A 16699-nucleotide genomic window follows, 5' to 3' on the forward strand; every position below is an offset into this window, starting at 1 on the left:
TTCTTTTTGCGCCGCACCTAAAGTGTTAGCGGATGCAGTGAATCTTCTCAGTTAACGGATCGTTGAAAATCGGATTCCCTTGCCCTGTGGGCGGTGGTTTTGAGTCAACGAAAATATCCGCTGGAGCCGCGAAGAATCACCGTTGACCCCCTAACCGCCCTGACTAGGGTGACAAGTCTCAAGACGTCCTTCCATCTGATCTCGGATGAAAAAAGGCGGCGGCGGGGGCTTCGCGCTCGCCGGGTAAAGCTTTGTGTTTGCTTAACAAAGTGGTTCCGCTGCGGGGGCGCTGACGGATGACAATAAGAGAGGTTGGAATGATGGCCACTGGGGGCTTTGCGGGTTCTGTTGCCGAGACACCGGCCGTCGCTGTCTGGACCAAAACCTGCGTCGCGCTGAAGCGCGAGCTCGGTGAGGCCACCTTCGGTTCATGGCTCGGACAAGCCGCCCTGCGTGAGCGCGGGGAGGAATTGTGCCTGGTCGCCGCCACCGGCGTCGCCCGGGACTGGATTCGACGCCACGCCTGGCGCCGGATCGGTGAACTCTGGGCCCAGAACGACCCGATGGGCCGCAATCTGGACCTCAAGTCGCGGATGGAGTTCGACGCCCAGGGACCGGCCTCGGCCACCCATACGGACGCCTCGGCCACGACTGAAGCCCAGGTGATCGAGATCGAGGTTCCGGTCGAGGTGTCGGCTCCGGCCGCCCGCGCCGGCCGTCAGCAAGGCCTGCAGGACCGCTTCTCGTTCGAGACCTTCGTATCGGGTCCGGGCAACGAATTCGCCTTCGCCGTGGCCCGCCGCGTGGCGGCCTGGTCGGACGGCCACTTTAATCCGGTGATCTTCCACGGCCCCTACGGCTTCGGAAAGACCCACCTGCTGAACGCTCTGGCCTGGGAAGCCATGCAGACCGCGCCGACCAAACGCGTGGTCTACATCACCGCCGAGCGCTTCACCTCGACCTTCGTCAAGGCCGTGCAGGACCGCCAGACCGCGGCCTTCAAGGAAGAACTGCGCAACGCCGACCTGCTGCTGATCGACGACGTCCAGTTCGTGGCCGGCAAGACGTCCACTCAAGAGGAACTGTTCCATACCCTGCTTGCTCTCGTCGAGGATGGCCGCCGCGTGGTGATGACCGCCGACCGTTCGCCCTCCGAACTCACCGAAATGGACGCGCGCCTGCGCTCGCACCTGCAGGCCGGCCTGGTCTGCGGCATCGAGCCAGCCGACCGCACGCTTCGCCTCGGCATCCTGGAACGCAAGCTCGCCACCCTGGCGGGGCAGGGCAAGTTCGTGCCCTCGGCGCGGGCCGACGTGCTGCAATTCCTGGCTGACCGCTTCACCGACAGCGTCCGCGAGCTCGAGGGCGCCCTGAACACCCTGGTGGCCCGCGTGGGCGGCGACATCTCGCGCATGACCCTGGACGAAGCCCAGGCCATCCTGCGCCCCAACCTGGCCTGCACCGAGCGCCGGGTGACCGTCGACCAGATCCAGAAGGTCGTGTCCGAGCACTATCAGCTGAAGCAGGCCGATCTGATCTCCGAACGCCGCGCCCGGGTCGTGGCCCGTCCGCGCCAGGTGGCGATGTGGCTGGCCAAGCAGATCACCACCCGCTCGCTGCCCGACATCGGTCGTCGGTTCGGCGGTCGCGACCACACCACCGTCCTGCACGCCGTCCGCAGGATCGAAGCCCTGAAGCTCGAAGATCCGTTGATCGCCCGCGATCTGGACGTGCTGCTGCGCAAATTGAGGGGGTAGGACGGGGCCGAAGAGCCTAGTTCTACGAAAAGGCCCGCCGGCGACGGCGGGCCTTTTCAATTGTGGGGCCGCCTCGGCTTCGCTCCTTAGCTGTCATCCCGGTTTCGGCTCTTGGGCCGAAGACCGGGACCTATGGACACCGGATGGCTCAGAAGGCGGCGAGGCCTCACCCCTAATCCCCACCGAGAGCGTCAATGGGTCCCGGCCTTCCGCGGAGCCTGTCCTCGGGCTGGCCAAAGGCCAGGCCCGGGGGCTCCAGCCGGGATGACAGACGTGAAGGCTACCGCTTCTTCAGGCCGCCCATGATGCCGCGCATCAGTTCGCGGGCGATGGTGCTGCCGGCCTGGCGCAGCAGCGACTTGGTGAAGGCCTCGCCCATCGACTGGCGGCTCGAGGCGCGGGGCTTGGGCTCGGCCCTGGGGCGCGGGGCGGGGGCCGCGACCGGCCCTGGGTTCCACGGCGAGTTCGCGGCCGGCGCATCCTCAGGCGCCTGGGCCGCCACGGCGCGGGCTTGGAGCTTCTCGTAGGCGCTCTCGCGATCCGCCGTCGTGTCGTAGAGCCCGCGCACCGGGCTCTGGGCCATGATCGCCGCGCGCTCGGCCGGGGTGATCGGCCCCAGCCGGGAAACCGGCGGCCGCACCAGGGTCTTCTGCACCACGGTCGGCGCGCCCCGCTCGTCCAGCACCGAGACCAGCGCCTCGCCGACGCCCAGGCCCTGGATCGCCTCGGCGGTGTCGAAGCTCGGATTGGCCCGGAAGGAGTTGGAGGCGGCCTTCAGCCCCTTCTGCTCGGTCGGGGTGTAGGCCCGCAACGCATGCTGGATGCGGTTGCCCAGCTGACCCAGCACGGTTTCGGGAATGTCGGCCGGGTTCTGGGTGACGAAATAGACGCCGACCCCCTTGGAACGGATCAGGCGCACGACCTGCTCGACCTTTTCCAGCAGCGGCTTGGGCGCGTCGCGGAACAGCAGGTGGGCTTCATCGAAGAAGAAGGCCAGGCGCGGCTTTTCCGGATCGCCGACCTCGGGCAGCTCTTCGAACAGCTCGCTCATCAGCCACAGCAGGAAGGTCGCATAGAGCCGGGGGCTGGCGATCAGCTTGTTGGCGGCCAGGATGTTCACGTAGCCGCGGCCCGAGCCGTCGGTGCGCATCAGGTCCGAGAGCTTCAGCGCCGGTTCGCCGAACAGCCCCGCCCCGCCCTGGTCCTCCAGCACCAGCAGCTTGCGCTGGATGGTGGCGACGGTGGCCGGCGAGACATTGCCGTACTTGGCCCCCAACGCCTGGGCGTTCTCCGAGGCGAAGGTCAGCGCCGCCTGCAGGTCCTTCAGGTCGAGCAGCAGCAAGCCTTCGTCGTCGGCGGCGCGGAACACCACCGTCAGCACGCCCTCCTGGACGTCGTTGAGCTCCAGCATCCGGGAGATCAGCAGCGGCCCCATCTCCGAGACCGTCGCGCGGATCGGGTGGCCCTGCTCGCCGAACAGGTCCCAGAACACCGTCGGCGCGGCCGCGGGGTTGAGGGTCAGGTTCATGGTGGCGGCGCGGGCCAGCATCTTTTCATTGGGGGCGCCGACCGCGGCGATCCCGCAAAGGTCGCCCTTCACATCAGCGGCGAACACCGGGACGCCGGCGTCCGACAGGCCCTGGGCCAGGATCTGCAAGGTGACCGTCTTGCCGGTCCCGGTCGCCCCCGCCACCAGGCCGTGGCGATTGGTGCGGTCGAGCCGCAATAGCTCGGGATGATCCGAGAAACCGATCAAGACATCGTCGGACATGGTTCGCTCCGCAACTTCACACGTCTGGCGAAGCTAACCGGAGCGCGGCTCGGCTTCCACCGAACTCGTATTCTGGATGGCGATTGCCGAATTTTCTGCGGACACGATGAGGTTTGACCACAGTTCAACGTCTTAACGGCATAGACCCTCCCCTCCCTCCGCAAACCGGGGTAGGGATGGTCAAAATTGACGCGGCCGGCCCCGACGCGGACAGTCGGCGGGGAAACCACGGCCGCAAGAAAGATCCATGACCGTCTCAGCGCTTGAGTCCAAAACCACCCGCGTCTCACTCGTCATCCTGGCGGTGATCGCGTCGGGCGCCGCGCTATATATGCTGCGCGGCATCCTGACCCCCCTGGCGCTGGCGGTGTTCCTGGCGGTGATGATCGACGGCTTCGCCCGCGTGATCCGCTCGCGCCTGCCCTGGGTCAGCGACCGGGCCGCCCTGCCGAGCGCCATCGTCCTGTCGGTCCTGCTGTTCGGCATCTCAACCTTCGTAATCGCCGAGAACGCCACCAGCTTCGTCGGCCAGCTGGTCACCTACACCCCGCGCCTGAACGGCCTGATCGCCCAGGTCGCCGGCCTGCTCAAGATCGACGTCCCGCCGACGCTCAACGAGCTGTTCGCCCAGCTCAATCCCAGCGCCTATCTGGCCGACGTCGCCAAGGGGCTTCAGGGCTTCGCCTCCGACGCCTTCTTCATCCTGATATATCTTGGCTTCATCATCGCTTCGCGGCGGGGCTTCCAACGCAAGGTGATCGGGCTGTTCCCGCACCACGCCGAGCGCAGCGAAGCCATGCAGGCTTTCCTCAGGATCCGCGACGGGGTGGAGCGTTATCTGTGGGTGCAGACGGTCACCGGCCTGATCATCGCGGCGTCCTCCTGGATCGCCATGGCGGTCCTTGGCCTCGACAACGCGGTCTTCTGGGCCTTCCTGATCTTCATCGCCTCCTACATCCCGGTGATCGGGGGCGCGGTCGGCATCCTGGCGCCGCCGATCTTCGCCCTCGTCCAGTTCGAGAGCTTCTGGCCGGCGATCATCCTGCTGGGCGTGCTGCAGGCCATCCAGTTCGTGGTCGGCAACATCATCCTGCCGCGCATGCAGGGCGACAGCCTGAACATGGACCCGGTGGTGGTGCTGCTCAGCCTGGCCTTCTGGGGCGTGATCTGGGGCATGACCGGCATGTTCCTCTCCACGCCGCTCACCGTCATGGCCATGGTCATCCTGGCGCAGTTCGACGGCACCCGCTGGCTGGCGGTGCTGCTGTCGGCCGACGGCCAGCCCGAGAAGCTGCGCGACCACAAACCCACCGGCTCACCTGCTGAGAAACCCGCGCTGGAACGACGCTCTCCCGCGTCACGCAAGCGTGAACCCAAAGTCTGAAAACCAGGGCCTTCAACTTGTTCGTTTACTCCCTATCTAAAGTCCGTTCGGGCAACCCCCGAAACAAAGGCGGCTCTGGCGTTTGCCCCCGCCGTAGCGAGCCCCGAGCGCTCTGCCTGTCCCCCCCAGGTGGAGCCATGCGCCGCCGGACTCTCTCCTCCGGCGGCGTTCTCGCGTCCGGATATCTGACCGGAGCCCAATCATGAGCAAGCGCCCCAGGATGAGCACGGCCCAGCGCGGCCTGATCACCGCCTTCACCCAGCTGGTCGGCGACGAAAGCCCCGCTGCCCACGCCTTCATCGCCCAGGCCGCGGAAGACGCCGCGCCGGACGAACTGCCCGAGCTGCCGACCAAGGCGCTGGCCGCGCTGGCGGCCGACTTCTGGGCCTTCGCCGCCACCCGCAAGGGCGCGGCCCCGGTCATCCGCCTGGCGCCGATCGACGGCGCGCCGATGCTGGAACGGCTCGAGATCCTGCAGAACGACGCCCCGTTCCTGGTCGACAGCATCATGGGCGAGATCGCCGACCAGGGCCTGTCGGTCCGGGCGATGTTCCACCCCGTCGTCGAGGTGGCCCGCGACCGCAAGGGCGCGCGCGTCGCGGACGGCGAGACCCGCCGTGAATCGATGATCCAGGTGATCCTGGAACGGGTCGGCTCCGACCGCGAGGCGGCCCTGGTCGCCGGCCTGCGGGCCACCCTGGCCGACGTCCGCGCCGCCGTGGACGACTTCCCCGCGATGCTGGACCTGATGGCCCGCACCATCGGCGAGCTCGAGGCTTCGCCGATCAGCGCCGCGCGCGACGAGAACGCCCAGTTCCTGGCCTGGCTGCGCGACGAGCACTTCGTCTATCTCGGCGCCCGGGTCTACGAGTACCCGCGCCTGAAGGACGGCGCCTACGCCCCCGAAGAACCGCTGTTCCAGCCGGAAGACGGCCTGGGCGTGCTGCGCGACCCGGCCCGCACGGTGCTGCGCCGCTCCTCGGAACCGGCCGTGCTGACCCCCCAGATGCAGGCCAGCCTGACCACCGATCCGGTGACCGTGGCCAAGTCCAACCTGCGCTCGCGCGTCCATCGCCGCGGCTACATGGACTATGTCGGGGTCAAGCGTTACGGCGCCGACGGCAAGCCCTCGGGCGAGATCCGCTTCGTCGGCCTGTTCACCGCCGAGGCCTATGACGAGCCGGCCCACGCCGTGCCGCTGATCCGCGCCAAGGTCGCCAACGTCCTGGCCCGCGCCGGCAAGGCGCCGGGCAGCCACAACGAAAAGCGCCTGCGCAACATCCTGGAGACCTACCCCCGGGACGAGCTGTTCCAGGCCGCCGAGGACGAGCTGCTGGCCACCTCGCTTGGCATCCTGCACCTGAACGATCGGCCCCGCGTGCGGGTGTTCGAACGTCGCGACCCCTTCGACCGGTTCGCCTCGGTGCTGCTGTTCGTGCCGCGCGAACGCTATGATTCCGACCTGCGCGCCCGCGCCGGCGAGATCCTGGCCGAAGCCTATGGCGGCCGTGTCTCGGCCTATTACCCCAGCTTCTCCGACAGCCCGCTGGCCCGCGTGCACTTCATCATCGGCTTCCAGCCGGGCGAGCACGCCGAGCCGAACCTGAAGTCGGTCGAGGCCCAGATCGCCGCGGCGTCCCGCACCTGGGAAGACCGTTTCGCCGCCGCCGTCCGCGCCTCGGGCCGGGCGACCGCCGAGGTCGCCGACATGGTGGCCCGCTACGCCGAGGCGTTCACCGCCGGCTACCGCGAGCGCTATGACGCCGACGAGGCCCTGGCCGACATCGCGATCATCGAAAGCCTGGGCGCTGACGAGCCGATCCGTATCCGCGCCTTCCGCCGCGCCGCCGACTCCAAGACCCAGATGCGCTTCAAGCTCTATCGGCCGGGCTCGCCCGCGCCGCTGGCCGACGTGCTGCCGGTGCTGGAGAACATGGGCCTGAAGGCGATGGTCGAGACCGGCCATCCCGTCATGCGGGCCGGCGGCCGCCGCGTCTGGGTCCACGAGTTCGAGCTGGACGACCAGCACGGCGAACACCTGGTCTTCGAGGACGTGAAGACCGCCTTCGAGGACGCCTTCACCGCCGTCTGGACCGGCGAAACCGAGAGCGACGGCTTCAACCGCCTGGTGCTGGAGCTGTCGATCTCCTGGCGCGAGGCCGCCCTGATCCGGGCCCTGGCCCGTCACCGCCAGCAGTCGGGCCTCGATCCCAGCCAGCGGGTTCAGGAAACCGCCCTGACCAACCATCCGGGCGTCGCCCGGCTGATCCTGGATCTGTTCCGCACCAAGTTCGACCCGGCCATCAAGGCCGACTTGGCGACCCGCACCGCCCAGGCCGTGCAGGTGATGGACGAGATCGTCCAGGCCCTGCAGCACGTCGACAGCCTGGACGACGACCGCGTCCTGCGCCGCATCGCCCTGCTGGTCGGCGCGATCAAGCGCACCAACTACTACCAACTGGACGCCGAGGGCCGCTCCAAGCCCTATATCAGCTTCAAGGTCGCCTCCGGCGAGCTGGCCGACCTGCCGCTGCCCAAGCCCTATCGCGAGATCTTCGTCTGGGCGACGCATGTCGAGGGCGTTCACCTGCGCTTCGGCCCCGTCGCGCGCGGCGGCCTGCGCTGGTCCGATCGCCGCGACGACTTCCGCACCGAGGTGCTCGGCTTGGTGAAGGCCCAGCAGACCAAGAACGCGGTGATCGTGCCGGTCGGCTCCAAGGGCGGCTTCTATCCCAAGCAGCTGCCCAAGGGCGGGGCGCCGGACGCGGTCCGCGCCGGGGCGATCGCCGCCTACACCACCTTCCTGCAGGGCCTGCTGGACATCACCGACAACCTGACCGCGGACGGCAAGGTCATCCACCCGGACGGCGTCGTGATCCACGACGGTGACGACCCCTATCTGGTGGTCGCCGCCGACAAGGGCACGGCCAGCTTCTCCGACATCGCCAACGGCATCGCCGAGTCCTACGGCTTCTGGCTGGGCGACGCCTTCGCCTCGGGCGGTTCGGCCGGCTACGACCACAAGGAAATGGGCATCACCGCCCGCGGCGCCTGGGAAGCGGTCAAGCGCCACTTCCGCGAGCTGGGCAAGGACATCCAGGCCGAGCCCTTCACCGTGGTCGGGGTCGGCGACATGTCGGGCGACGTGTTCGGCAACGGCATGCTGCTGTCGGAACAGATCCGGCTGCAGGCCGCCTTCGACCACCGCCACATCTTCCTCGACCCCAATCCCGATCCGGCCTCGTCCTATGTCGAGCGCCAGCGGATGTTCGAGCTGCCGCGCTCGTCCTGGGGCGACTACGACGCCAAAAAGATCTCCAAGGGCGGCGGGGTCTTCCCGCGCAGCCAGAAGTCGATCCCGCTGAGCCGCGAAGTGAAGGCGATGCTGGGGATCGAGGCCGACAGCCTGGCCCCGGCCGAGCTGATGACCGCGATCCTCAAGGCGCCCGCCGAGCTGCTCTATGTCGGCGGCATCGGCACCTACGTTAAGGCGCGGAGCGAGGGCAACGCCGAGGTCGGCGACAAGGCCAACGACGCCCAGCGCGTCAACGGCGCCGACCTGCGGGTCAAGGTGATCGGCGAGGGCGCGAACCTGGGCCTCACCCAGGCCGGCCGGATCGAGTTCGCCCTGCGCGGCGGCCGGGTGAACACCGACGCCATCGACAACTCCGCGGGCGTCGACTCCTCCGACCACGAGGTGAACATCAAGATCCTCACCGGCATGCTGGAGCGCACCGACGTCCTTAACCGGACCAAGCGCGATAAGCTGCTGAAGTCGATGACGTCGGACGTGGCCGAGCATGTCTTGGCCCACAACTACGACCAGACCCTGGCGCTCTCGCTGATGGACCTGGACGCCGCCGGCGAACTGGAGCCCCACGCCCGCTACATGGCCCACCTGGAGACCCGAGGTCAGCTCGACCGCGCGGTCGAGGGCCTGCCCGACGCCAACGTGCTGGCCGAACGCCGCCAGGCCGGAAAGGGCCTGACCCGTCCGGAAGCCGCGGTGCTGCTGGCCTACGGCAAGCTGGAGCTGAAGGGCGACATGGCCCACAGCCCGGTGGCCGACGACGAGCACTTCGAGGACCTGCTGGAAGGCTACTTCCCCAAGGGGGTCCGCAAGTTCGACGACGCCCTGCGCCGCCACCGCCTGCGCCGCGAGATCATCGCCACCGTGGTCGCCAACGACGCCATCAACCGTTGCGGCCCGTCCTTCCCCACCCGGCTGATGGCCGCGGCCTCCTGCGACGTGACGGCCTTCGTCACGGCCTATGAGGCCGCCAAGGCGGTGCTGGGGCTGGACGCCATGTGGGACGCGGTCTCCGCGCTCGACGGCAAGATCCCGGCGGCGGGCCAGATGGCCCTCTACCGGCGCCTGGCCTACACCCTGCGCGGCGAGACCTTCTGGCTCGCCCGGCGGGCGGCGCGCGGCGGTCAGAGCGTCGAGGCCCTGATCAAGCGCTACGGCCCCGGCGCGGCGACCCTGAAGAAGCTGCTGCCCGAGATCCTCTCGCCGGTCGAAAGCGAGCGGCTGGAAGCCCAGGTCAAGCGTCTGACCGAGGCCGGCGCCCCGGAAGCCCTGGCGCGTCAGGTGGCCAATCTGCAGCCGCTCACCGTGGCGGTGGACCTGGTCGATCTGGCCGAGGCGTCCAGCTGGTCGCTTCCCCAGGCCGCGCGGCTCTACTACCAGGTCGGCCGCGCCTTCGCCTTCGACCGCCTGCGGGCGGCGGCGGGCGGGTTCACGGCCGGCGACGCCTTCGAGCGCACCGCCGTCCGCCGTCTGGTGGAGGATCTGCTGGCCGAGCAGGCGACCCTGACGCGGGCGGTCATCGCCTTCGCCGGGAACGTCAAGGCCGGGGAGAACGAGGAGGCCGCCCAGGCCGCCATCGTCGCCTGGGCCGCGCTGCGCCGCGACACCGCCGAGGCCGCCCGCAAAGCGGTCGAGGAGATCGAGGCCGCCGGCGGCGGCTGGACCTTCGCCAAGCTCACCATCGCCAATGCGGCGCTGCGCGAGCTGACCAATGTCGAGACGAAGGGGTAGGCCCCCTTCTCAGATCGTCATGGCCGGGCTTGTCCCGGCCACCCATCAACTCCCCCGATCGAGCATGATCGGCGGAGTTTTGCGTTTATGGATCCCCGGCCGTCCGCTTTGCTCCAGCCGGGGATGACGAGCGTTGAGTGCTAGTGCCGGAAGACCCGCACGCCGGTGAACACCATGGCGATGCCGCGCTCATCGGCCGCCTCGATCACCTTGTCGTCGCCGATCGAGCCGCCCGGCTGGATCACCGCGGTGCAGCCGGCGTCCGCCGCCTGCAGCAGCCCGTCCGGGAACGGGAAGAAGGCTTCCGACGCGCAGGCCGAGCCCTTCAGGTCCAGGCCGAAGTCAGCGGCGCGCAGCGCGGCGATCCGGGCCGAGTCCTTGCGGTTCATCTGGCCGGCGCCGACGCCCAGCGTCTGGCCCTGGCGGGCGTAGACGATGGCGTTCGACTTCACGTGCTTGGCGATGGTGAAGGCGAACAGCATGTCGCGCACTTCCTCGTCGGTGGGGCTACGCTTGGTCACCACCTTCAGGTCGGCGGCCGTCAGGTGGGCGGTGTCGCGGCTCTGCACCAGGAAGCCCCCGGAGACCGACCGGAACGTTTCCCCCGGCGCATGCGGGTCGGGCAGGCCGCCGGTGACCAGCAGCCGCACGTTCTTCTTCTTGCGGAACAGCGCGACGGCGTCCTCGTCGGCGTCCGGCGCGATCACCACCTCGGTGAAGACTTCGAGCACCTTGGCCGCGGTGGCCGCGTCCAGCCTGGTGTTCAAAGCGACGATACCGCCGAACGCGCTGGTCGGGTCGCAGGCCAGGGCCCGCTCGTAGGCTTCCGCCAGACTGGCGCCGGTCGCCACGCCGCAGGGGTTGGCGTGCTTGATGATCGCGCAGGCCGGAGCCTTGGCCGGGTCGAACTCGGCGATCAGCTCATAGGCCGCGTCGGTGTCGTTGATGTTGTTGTAGCTGAGCTCCTTGCCCTGGAGCTGCTTGGCCGTCGCCACCCCGATCCGCGGGTTGGCGAAGCGATAGAACGAGGCCGCCTGATGGGGGTTCTCGCCATAGCGCATGGTCTGCGCCAGCTCGCCGGCATAGGCGCGGCGGCGCGGGGCTTCCTCGCCCAGTTGCCCCGCGAACCAGGCCGAGATCGCCGCGTCGTAGGACGCCGTGCGGGCATAGGCGCGGGCCGCCAGCTTCTTGCGTAGGGTAAGGCTGGTGGTCCCGGCGTCCTTCAGTTCGGCCAGCACTTCTTCGAGGTCGGCGATCTCGGTGCAGATGGCGACGTAGCCGTGGTTCTTGGCCGCCGAGCGGACCATGGCCGGGCCGCCGATGTCGATGTTCTCGACGCAATCCTCGAACGAACCGCCCTTCGCGACGGTGGCCTCGAACGGATAGAGGTTCACATAGACGATATCGATGGCGCCGATGCCGTGGTCGGCCATGGCCTTGGCGTGTTCGGGCGCGTCACGCACGCCGAGCAGGCCGCCGTGGACGATGGGGTGCAGCGTCTTCACGCGCCCGTCCATCATCTCCGGGAAGTTGGTCAGCTCCGAGATGTCCTTCACCGCCAGGCCGGCGGCGGCGATCGCCGCGCGGGTGCCGCCGGTCGACACCAGCTCGACGCCATGGTCGGCCAGCACCTTGGCGGCTTCGACCAGGCCGGTCTTGTCGGAGACGGAGATCAGCGCGCGCTTGGGGGCGACGCGGTCGGGCGCGGGGGGAAAGTCGGGGGCGGCGGGCATGGCAGTCTCCTGTGGGGTTACACGGAAATTGCCCAGGCGAGCGGCATGCTGAGATTCCGCGCTCCCCGGTGGTCGCCCACCTTCATTCGCCAGTCACGCGGAATGACGTCGAATTAGGCCTGCGCGACCCTTGCGTCAATGCGCGCAAGTGTCATCCCGGAAAGCCCGCAGGGCTTGTCCGGGACCCATTCGCGCCGAGTCGGCGGAAGGTGGCGCAGCGGCGCCATGGCTTGAGCCATCAGGTGTTCATGGGTCCCGGACAGCCGCTGCGCGACTTCCGGGATGACAGCTTTTGGCTACCCGCCCTAATGCGGCGGGGGCCAGGCTTCGGCGGCGGCGAACTTCCAGCGCAGGCGCGCGCCGCTGTCGGCGCGAGCCTGGCCGCGCAGCACGATCTGCTGGCTGCGGCGCGGCTTGCCATCCTGGAAATAGACCGAGGTCTCGATGTCGGCCGACTGGGCGTCGTTGCGCAGCCACCAGCCAGGTTCGCCCTCGTGGACGCGCAGCAGCACGCTCTTGCCGTCGCGGGCCAGGCTGGCGCTGGCGTCGGGGTGGACGTGGAAGCGGGCGGTGAAGGGGATGAAGCGGCGGCCGGCCTCACCGCCCTGGCCAGGCTGCACCGCGACCAGCGAGTCTTCGCCGCGCAGCTCGTCGGCCGCAAGATCCAGATAGAGCCGGCGTTCATGGCGCAGGCCAAAGCGCTTGGCCCAGCCGTCGTGCGCCAGCTCCAGCCACAGCGCGCCCTCGGCCTCGTAGCGCTTGGCCTCGACGTTCTCATAGGCGCCGATCAGTCGCGGCCCCAGGGCCGAGGCGCGGAAGCCGCGCAGCGGTTCGCCGCAGGCCTGGTCGGCCAGCGAAAGGGTCGAGGAGGCGTCGACCAGGCGCAGCGCCTGGGGTCCGGCGGCCTCCGGCGACCAGGCGCTGGCGGCGATCAGCCGGCGACCGCCGATCATGACCTCCATCGCCAGCGGCTGGGCGCAGGCGGTGACGCTCCAGGCGCCTTGCGCCGGCGGCGCGGCGTCGGCGAACACCTGGATGCTGCGGCCTTCCAGCCGATGATAGCCGTTGCGCGAAGCCGGGACCGGAGCCACGGCGTTCTCGGTGGCGCGGGCGGCGGCCACATAGGCGCGCGCGCCGGCCTCGCCGCCCTGGAGCTCGGGCAGGGCGCCGTCGGCCAGGGTGAAGAAGCGCACCGCGCCGCTCAGGCGGTCGATGGCGCGCATCATTTCTTCCGGCGCGGCGCGGCCGCGCTGGACCAGGGCCTCGTCGAGGGTCTGGAGATCGAACAGCAGCTCCAGCGCCGCGCGCGGACAGCGCGAGGCGTGGCCGCCGTCGGGCTGCACGCTGACCGGCAGGGTCTTGGCCAACCGCGCCAGGCCTTGGGCCATCAGCTTCTCGCCAGCCTCGCCCGAAAGCGCCGTCCCGGCCAGGGCGGCGGCGGCGGCGCGTTCGGCGGCGCGCGCCGGGCCGTCGACCAGCGAGATCAGGCGCCGCGCCTGACGCGCCAGGTCCAGGGCGATCAGCCCGGTCTCGAGGTCGGACGCCTTGGCGCAGATGGTCTTGGCCCCGCAGGCCAGGTGCAGGACCCGCCGCTCCAGCACCTCGGGGCTCCAGGAGAAGGCGTTCCAGCGCCCGAACACGCCGCGCCAATCGAGCGTCAGGCGCAGGGCCTCGGCCGCACCCTCATCGCCCAGCGCCAACAGGTCGCGCATCCAGTCGAAGCCGTGCAGGCCGACCGCGAAGCCATGGCTGGGGCTTGGCCGATCCCAGGGATCGCCGCGGGCGCCGACTTCCAGCATCACGCCGGCGAAGGTGAAGCGGCCCGCCAGGATGCGGCGGCCAACCTCCTTGTCAGCGGGGCGAGGATCTTTCGGCGCGGCGGACAGGCCGTCGGGCCGCGGCCGCGCCAGCAGCCAGCGGTGCATGGGAGAGCCCGCCCACTCACGGCGGACCTGGCGCAACGCGCCCTGCGTCAGGGCCAGCCCCCAAAGGCCGCCCGATGTGTTCGAGATCGCCGGCAGCCCTCCGGCCACGCCGCTAGCCGCCCTTCAGCGCGCGGATGTTGTCGGCGTACTTGCTCGGACCGCCCTTGAACACGGCGGTGCCGGCGACCAGGGCCGTGGCGCCGGCCGAGACGCACAGCGGCGCGGTTTCCGGGGTCACCCCGCCGTCGACTTCCAGCTCGATATGGCGGCCGGTGGCGTCGATCATCTTGCGCAGGGTTTCGATCTTGCGCAGCTGCGAGTGCATGAACTTCTGGCCGCCGAAGCCCGGATTGATCGACATGACCAGGATCAGGTCGATGTCGTCCATCATCCACTGGATGACGCTGGGATCGGTCGAGGGATTGAAGACCACCCCGGCCTTGGCGCCCAGTTCGCGGATGCGCTTCAGGGTGCGGTTCAGGTGCGGGCCGCTTTCCGGGTGCACGCTGATGAGGTCGGCGCCGGCCTCGCGGAAGGCCTCCAGATAGGGGTCCGCCGGCGCGATCATCAGATGGACGTCGAACGGGATCTTCGCGTGCGGCCGCAGGGCCTTCACGATGTCGGGACCGAGCGTGATGTTCGGCACGAAGTGGCCGTCCATCACGTCCACATGCNCGAGGATCGAGGGGGCGATGATCGGGGAAGACGTCATGCGCAGGACTTAGCCAAGCCTCGCCCCAGGGACAAGGCCGGGCTCAACCTGCGCGGACGAACCTGGCCACATAGAAGCCGTCCTGACCGCCCGCGCGATGGTGCGGCAGCAGCCGCAGGGTCCCGTCGGCCAGCTGGCTGGCCCAGGGCGCGCCGCCTTCGCCCGGCTGGGCGGGGCTGAGCTTGAAGTTCCGATGACGCAGCAGGAAGGCGGTGGTCTGGGCCTCGCCCTCCTCCGGTTCCAGCGAGCAGACGCAATAGACCAGCCGGCCGCCGACCTTGGTGCGCTTGGCGGCCGAATCCAGCAGCCGGCTCTGGACGCTGGCCAAGGCGGCGACGTCGCTCGGCCGCGCCGCCCACAGCACGTCGGGGTGGCGGCGATAGGTGCCGGTGGCGCTGCAGGGCGCGTCGAGCAGCACGGCGTCGAATTCCCGCTCGTCAGCCCATTCGCCGGCGTCGGCGGCCACGACCTCGGCGGTCAGCCCCGTGCGTTCAAGATTTTCGTTCACCCGCACCAGACGGGCCGGCGAGCGATCGACCGCGACCACCTCGGCGCCGGTGGCCGCCAGCTGCATGGTCTTGCCGCCGGGCGCGGCGCAGAAGTCGAGCACGCTCTCGCCGGCCTTGACCTCAAGCAGCCGGGCCGGGATCGCGGCGCTGGCGTCCTGCACCCACCACAGGCCCTCGTCATAGGCGGGCCAGGCGGCGACATCGCCCTTGCGCGGCGTGCGCAGGGTGCCGCCGGCCAGGACTTCGCCTTCGAGTTCGGCGGCCAGGCGCTCGGCGTGATCGGGCGATTTCAGCGACAGGTCGGTGGCCGGCTCGTCGGCGATCAGGGCGGCCATGGCGTCGGCGGCCTCGCGCCCGAAGGCGGACGTCCAGCGCGCATAGAGCCAGGGCGGGCACAGCGCCTCGGGCAGGTCGAGGTTCGGCGGCTCGCGCAGCAGGCCGCGCAGCACCGCGTTGACCAGGCCCTTGAAGGCCCGTGTCGAGGAATGGCTGGCCGCCAGGTCGACGCTGGTGGTGACGGCGGCGAAGGCCGGCACGTCCATCAGGAACGCCTGGGTGACGCCGATCCGCAGGATGTTGCGGACCTCCTCGGGCGGGGCCCGGGTGAGCTTGGCGTCCAGCGCCCGCTCGATCGGCCCCAGCCGTCGCAGGGTGGCCATGGCCAGCGCCATGGCGAAGCCGCGGTCGCGCGGCTCCAGCCCCTTGAACAGCGGGCGAGAGAGGGCTTCGTCCAGGCCGGCGCGGCGGGCGAGGCTAGCGGAAAGGATGTCGATGGCGGCCCGGCGAGCGGGCAGGCCAATATCGCGTTCTTCAGTCACCGGCGCGGCGTGCCCTCATCAGAGGCCCGAGGCAAGCGGCGATTGCGCCCACCTGCACTGGCGCGCTGGGCCTCAAGCGCCTAAATCGAGGTCATGAGCGATCAAATCCCGCCAAACGCGGCCCCCGGCAAGGACCTGACGCCCGCCGCCCGCCGCGCCCTGGAAGAAGCCGCCGCGCGCCACGCCGCCCAGCAGGCCGAGGCCGACCGTATCGCCGAGCTCGGCGGCCCCAAGGGCCTGGAGCCCACGCGCTTCGGCGATTGGGAACGCAAAGGCATAGCGGTTGATTTCTAGCGGTTGACGCTCCCGTCCCAGGGGCAATCCGTCGCGCGGCCGCGATCCTGGCTCTAAGGTTCCGCTAGATCCTTATCTGGAGGCGGTCATGCGTCCCATCCTCGGCACGATCCTCACCCTGGCCCTAGCGTCCGGCGCGAGCGCCGCTCTGGCCCAGAACTACCAGCCGCCGACCTACCAACAGTGGGGCGACGACCGCGAGGGCGGCCATCGCTACGCCTATGGCGATCCGAACAGCCGCGAGGGTTATGTCGAGGAGGAATACTATCGCCGGGCCTTGCCGCCCGCGCCTCCCCCGCCGCCGGCCTATGACTACGGCTACAGCCAGGGCGCCTACGCCTATGGCCCGCCGCCGCAATACGAATACGCCCAGGCCCCGTGCCGCACCTGCAACGGCGCGCCGGTCGGCGGCTACGAGGTCCCGACCTATGGCTACGCCTCCCAGAACTACGGCTGGCCCGGCGCGGCCTGCGGCTGTGGCGCCGGCGAGCTGACCTACGGCTATATGGGGTCCGGCTATCACGGCGGCGTCGGCGGTCCCGCCAGCTACGGCTACAGCGGCGGCTATGGCGGGGGCTATGGCGGGGGCTACATGTACCAGGGCGGCGGCGGTCACGCCCGTAGCTGGTCGAGCTCCAGCGCCTCGGCGAGGGCCTCGGCCTATTCGTCGTCCAGCGCCAGCGTCCGGATCAGGTAGTCCGGCCCACTAGATGCTCCCCCGCTGGGGGAGCTCCCGGCCGCTTGGCCGGGTGAGG

General features: G+C 69.6%; 10 protein-coding genes and 1 riboswitch. Of the genes, 5 read left to right on the plus strand and 5 right to left on the minus strand.

Annotated features, from left to right (window positions below; translation table 11 throughout):
* Positions 1-317: 317 nt before the first annotated feature.
* Positions 318-1757, plus strand: a complete 1440-nt coding sequence (gene dnaA, locus ASE02_RS16360) for a chromosomal replication initiator protein DnaA (protein ID WP_369818576.1) — start codon at positions 318-320, stop codon at positions 1755-1757.
* Positions 1758-2037: 280 nt separating this feature from the next.
* Here dnaA and ASE02_RS16365 read toward each other — a convergent pair whose 3' ends face one another.
* Positions 2038-3528: a helicase HerA-like domain-containing protein gene (locus tag ASE02_RS16365; RefSeq protein WP_056735604.1), complete on the minus strand. Its 1491-nt coding sequence runs from the start codon at positions 3526-3528 to the stop codon at positions 2038-2040.
* Between the two features lie 247 nt (positions 3529-3775).
* Here ASE02_RS16365 and ASE02_RS16370 point away from each other — a divergent pair, with 247 nt between their 5' ends.
* The gene (locus ASE02_RS16370; protein ID WP_056735605.1) at positions 3776-4912 is read left to right on the plus strand and encodes an AI-2E family transporter; all 1137 of its coding nucleotides are present in this window, start codon (positions 3776-3778) and stop codon (positions 4910-4912) included.
* A 202-nt stretch (positions 4913-5114) separates the two neighbouring features.
* Positions 5115-9953, plus strand: coding sequence for an NAD-glutamate dehydrogenase (locus ASE02_RS16375; RefSeq protein ID WP_056735606.1), 4839 nt, complete (start codon positions 5115-5117; stop codon positions 9951-9953).
* Positions 9954-10093: 140 nt separating this feature from the next.
* Here ASE02_RS16375 and purH read toward each other — a convergent pair whose 3' ends face one another.
* From purH to ASE02_RS16395, 4 genes are all read right to left on the minus strand, one after another.
* Positions 10094-11686, minus strand: coding sequence for a bifunctional phosphoribosylaminoimidazolecarboxamide formyltransferase/IMP cyclohydrolase (gene purH, locus ASE02_RS16380; protein WP_056735607.1), 1593 nt, complete (start codon positions 11684-11686; stop codon positions 10094-10096).
* A gap of 23 nt (positions 11687-11709) precedes the next feature.
* A riboswitch (ZMP/ZTP riboswitch) is annotated at positions 11710-11793 on the minus strand.
* Between the two features lie 198 nt (positions 11794-11991).
* Positions 11992-13719 carry a heparinase II/III family protein gene (locus ASE02_RS16385; protein ID WP_056735608.1) on the minus strand — a complete coding sequence of 576 codons (1728 nt, stop codon included), beginning with the start codon at positions 13717-13719 and terminating at the stop codon, positions 11992-11994.
* 4 nt (positions 13720-13723) lie between these two features.
* Positions 13724-14285: ribulose-phosphate 3-epimerase (rpe, locus tag ASE02_RS16390; RefSeq protein ID WP_235536724.1), on the minus strand; the 562-nt coding region annotated here is incomplete at its 5' end.
* A gap of 81 nt (positions 14286-14366) precedes the next feature.
* Positions 14367-15650 carry an RsmB/NOP family class I SAM-dependent RNA methyltransferase gene (locus tag ASE02_RS16395; protein WP_056735610.1) on the minus strand — a complete coding sequence of 428 codons (1284 nt, stop codon included), beginning with the start codon at positions 15648-15650 and terminating at the stop codon, positions 14367-14369.
* Between the two features lie 93 nt (positions 15651-15743).
* Between ASE02_RS16395 and ASE02_RS16400 the strand changes: the two genes are divergently transcribed.
* Complete coding sequence (locus ASE02_RS16400) at positions 15744-15944, plus strand: DUF1674 domain-containing protein (protein ID WP_056735611.1); 201 nt, start codon at positions 15744-15746, stop codon at positions 15942-15944.
* An 88-nt stretch (positions 15945-16032) separates the two neighbouring features.
* Positions 16033-16641: a hypothetical protein gene (locus ASE02_RS16405; protein ID WP_056735612.1), complete on the plus strand. Its 609-nt coding sequence runs from the start codon at positions 16033-16035 to the stop codon at positions 16639-16641.
* Positions 16642-16699 lie beyond the last annotated feature (58 nt).

Source organism: Phenylobacterium sp. Root700 (genome assembly GCF_001429025.1).
Taxonomy (GTDB): domain Bacteria; phylum Pseudomonadota; class Alphaproteobacteria; order Caulobacterales; family Caulobacteraceae; genus Phenylobacterium.

Coding starts and splice junctions, on each gene's coding strand:
- ASE02_RS16405 (WP_056735612.1), top strand. CDS start 16,033: ATGCGTCCCATCCTCGGCACGATCCTCACCCTGGCCCTAGCGTCCGGC.
- purH (WP_056735607.1), bottom strand. CDS start 11,686: ATGCCCGCCGCCCCCGACTTTCCCCCCGCGCCCGACCGCGTCGCCCCC.
- ASE02_RS16375 (WP_056735606.1), top strand. CDS start 5,115: ATGAGCAAGCGCCCCAGGATGAGCACGGCCCAGCGCGGCCTGATCACC.
- dnaA (WP_369818576.1), top strand. CDS start 318: ATGATGGCCACTGGGGGCTTTGCGGGTTCTGTTGCCGAGACACCGGCC.
- ASE02_RS16370 (WP_056735605.1), top strand. CDS start 3,776: ATGACCGTCTCAGCGCTTGAGTCCAAAACCACCCGCGTCTCACTCGTC.
- ASE02_RS16365 (WP_056735604.1), bottom strand. CDS start 3,528: ATGTCCGACGATGTCTTGATCGGTTTCTCGGATCATCCCGAGCTATTG.
- ASE02_RS16400 (WP_056735611.1), top strand. CDS start 15,744: ATGAGCGATCAAATCCCGCCAAACGCGGCCCCCGGCAAGGACCTGACG.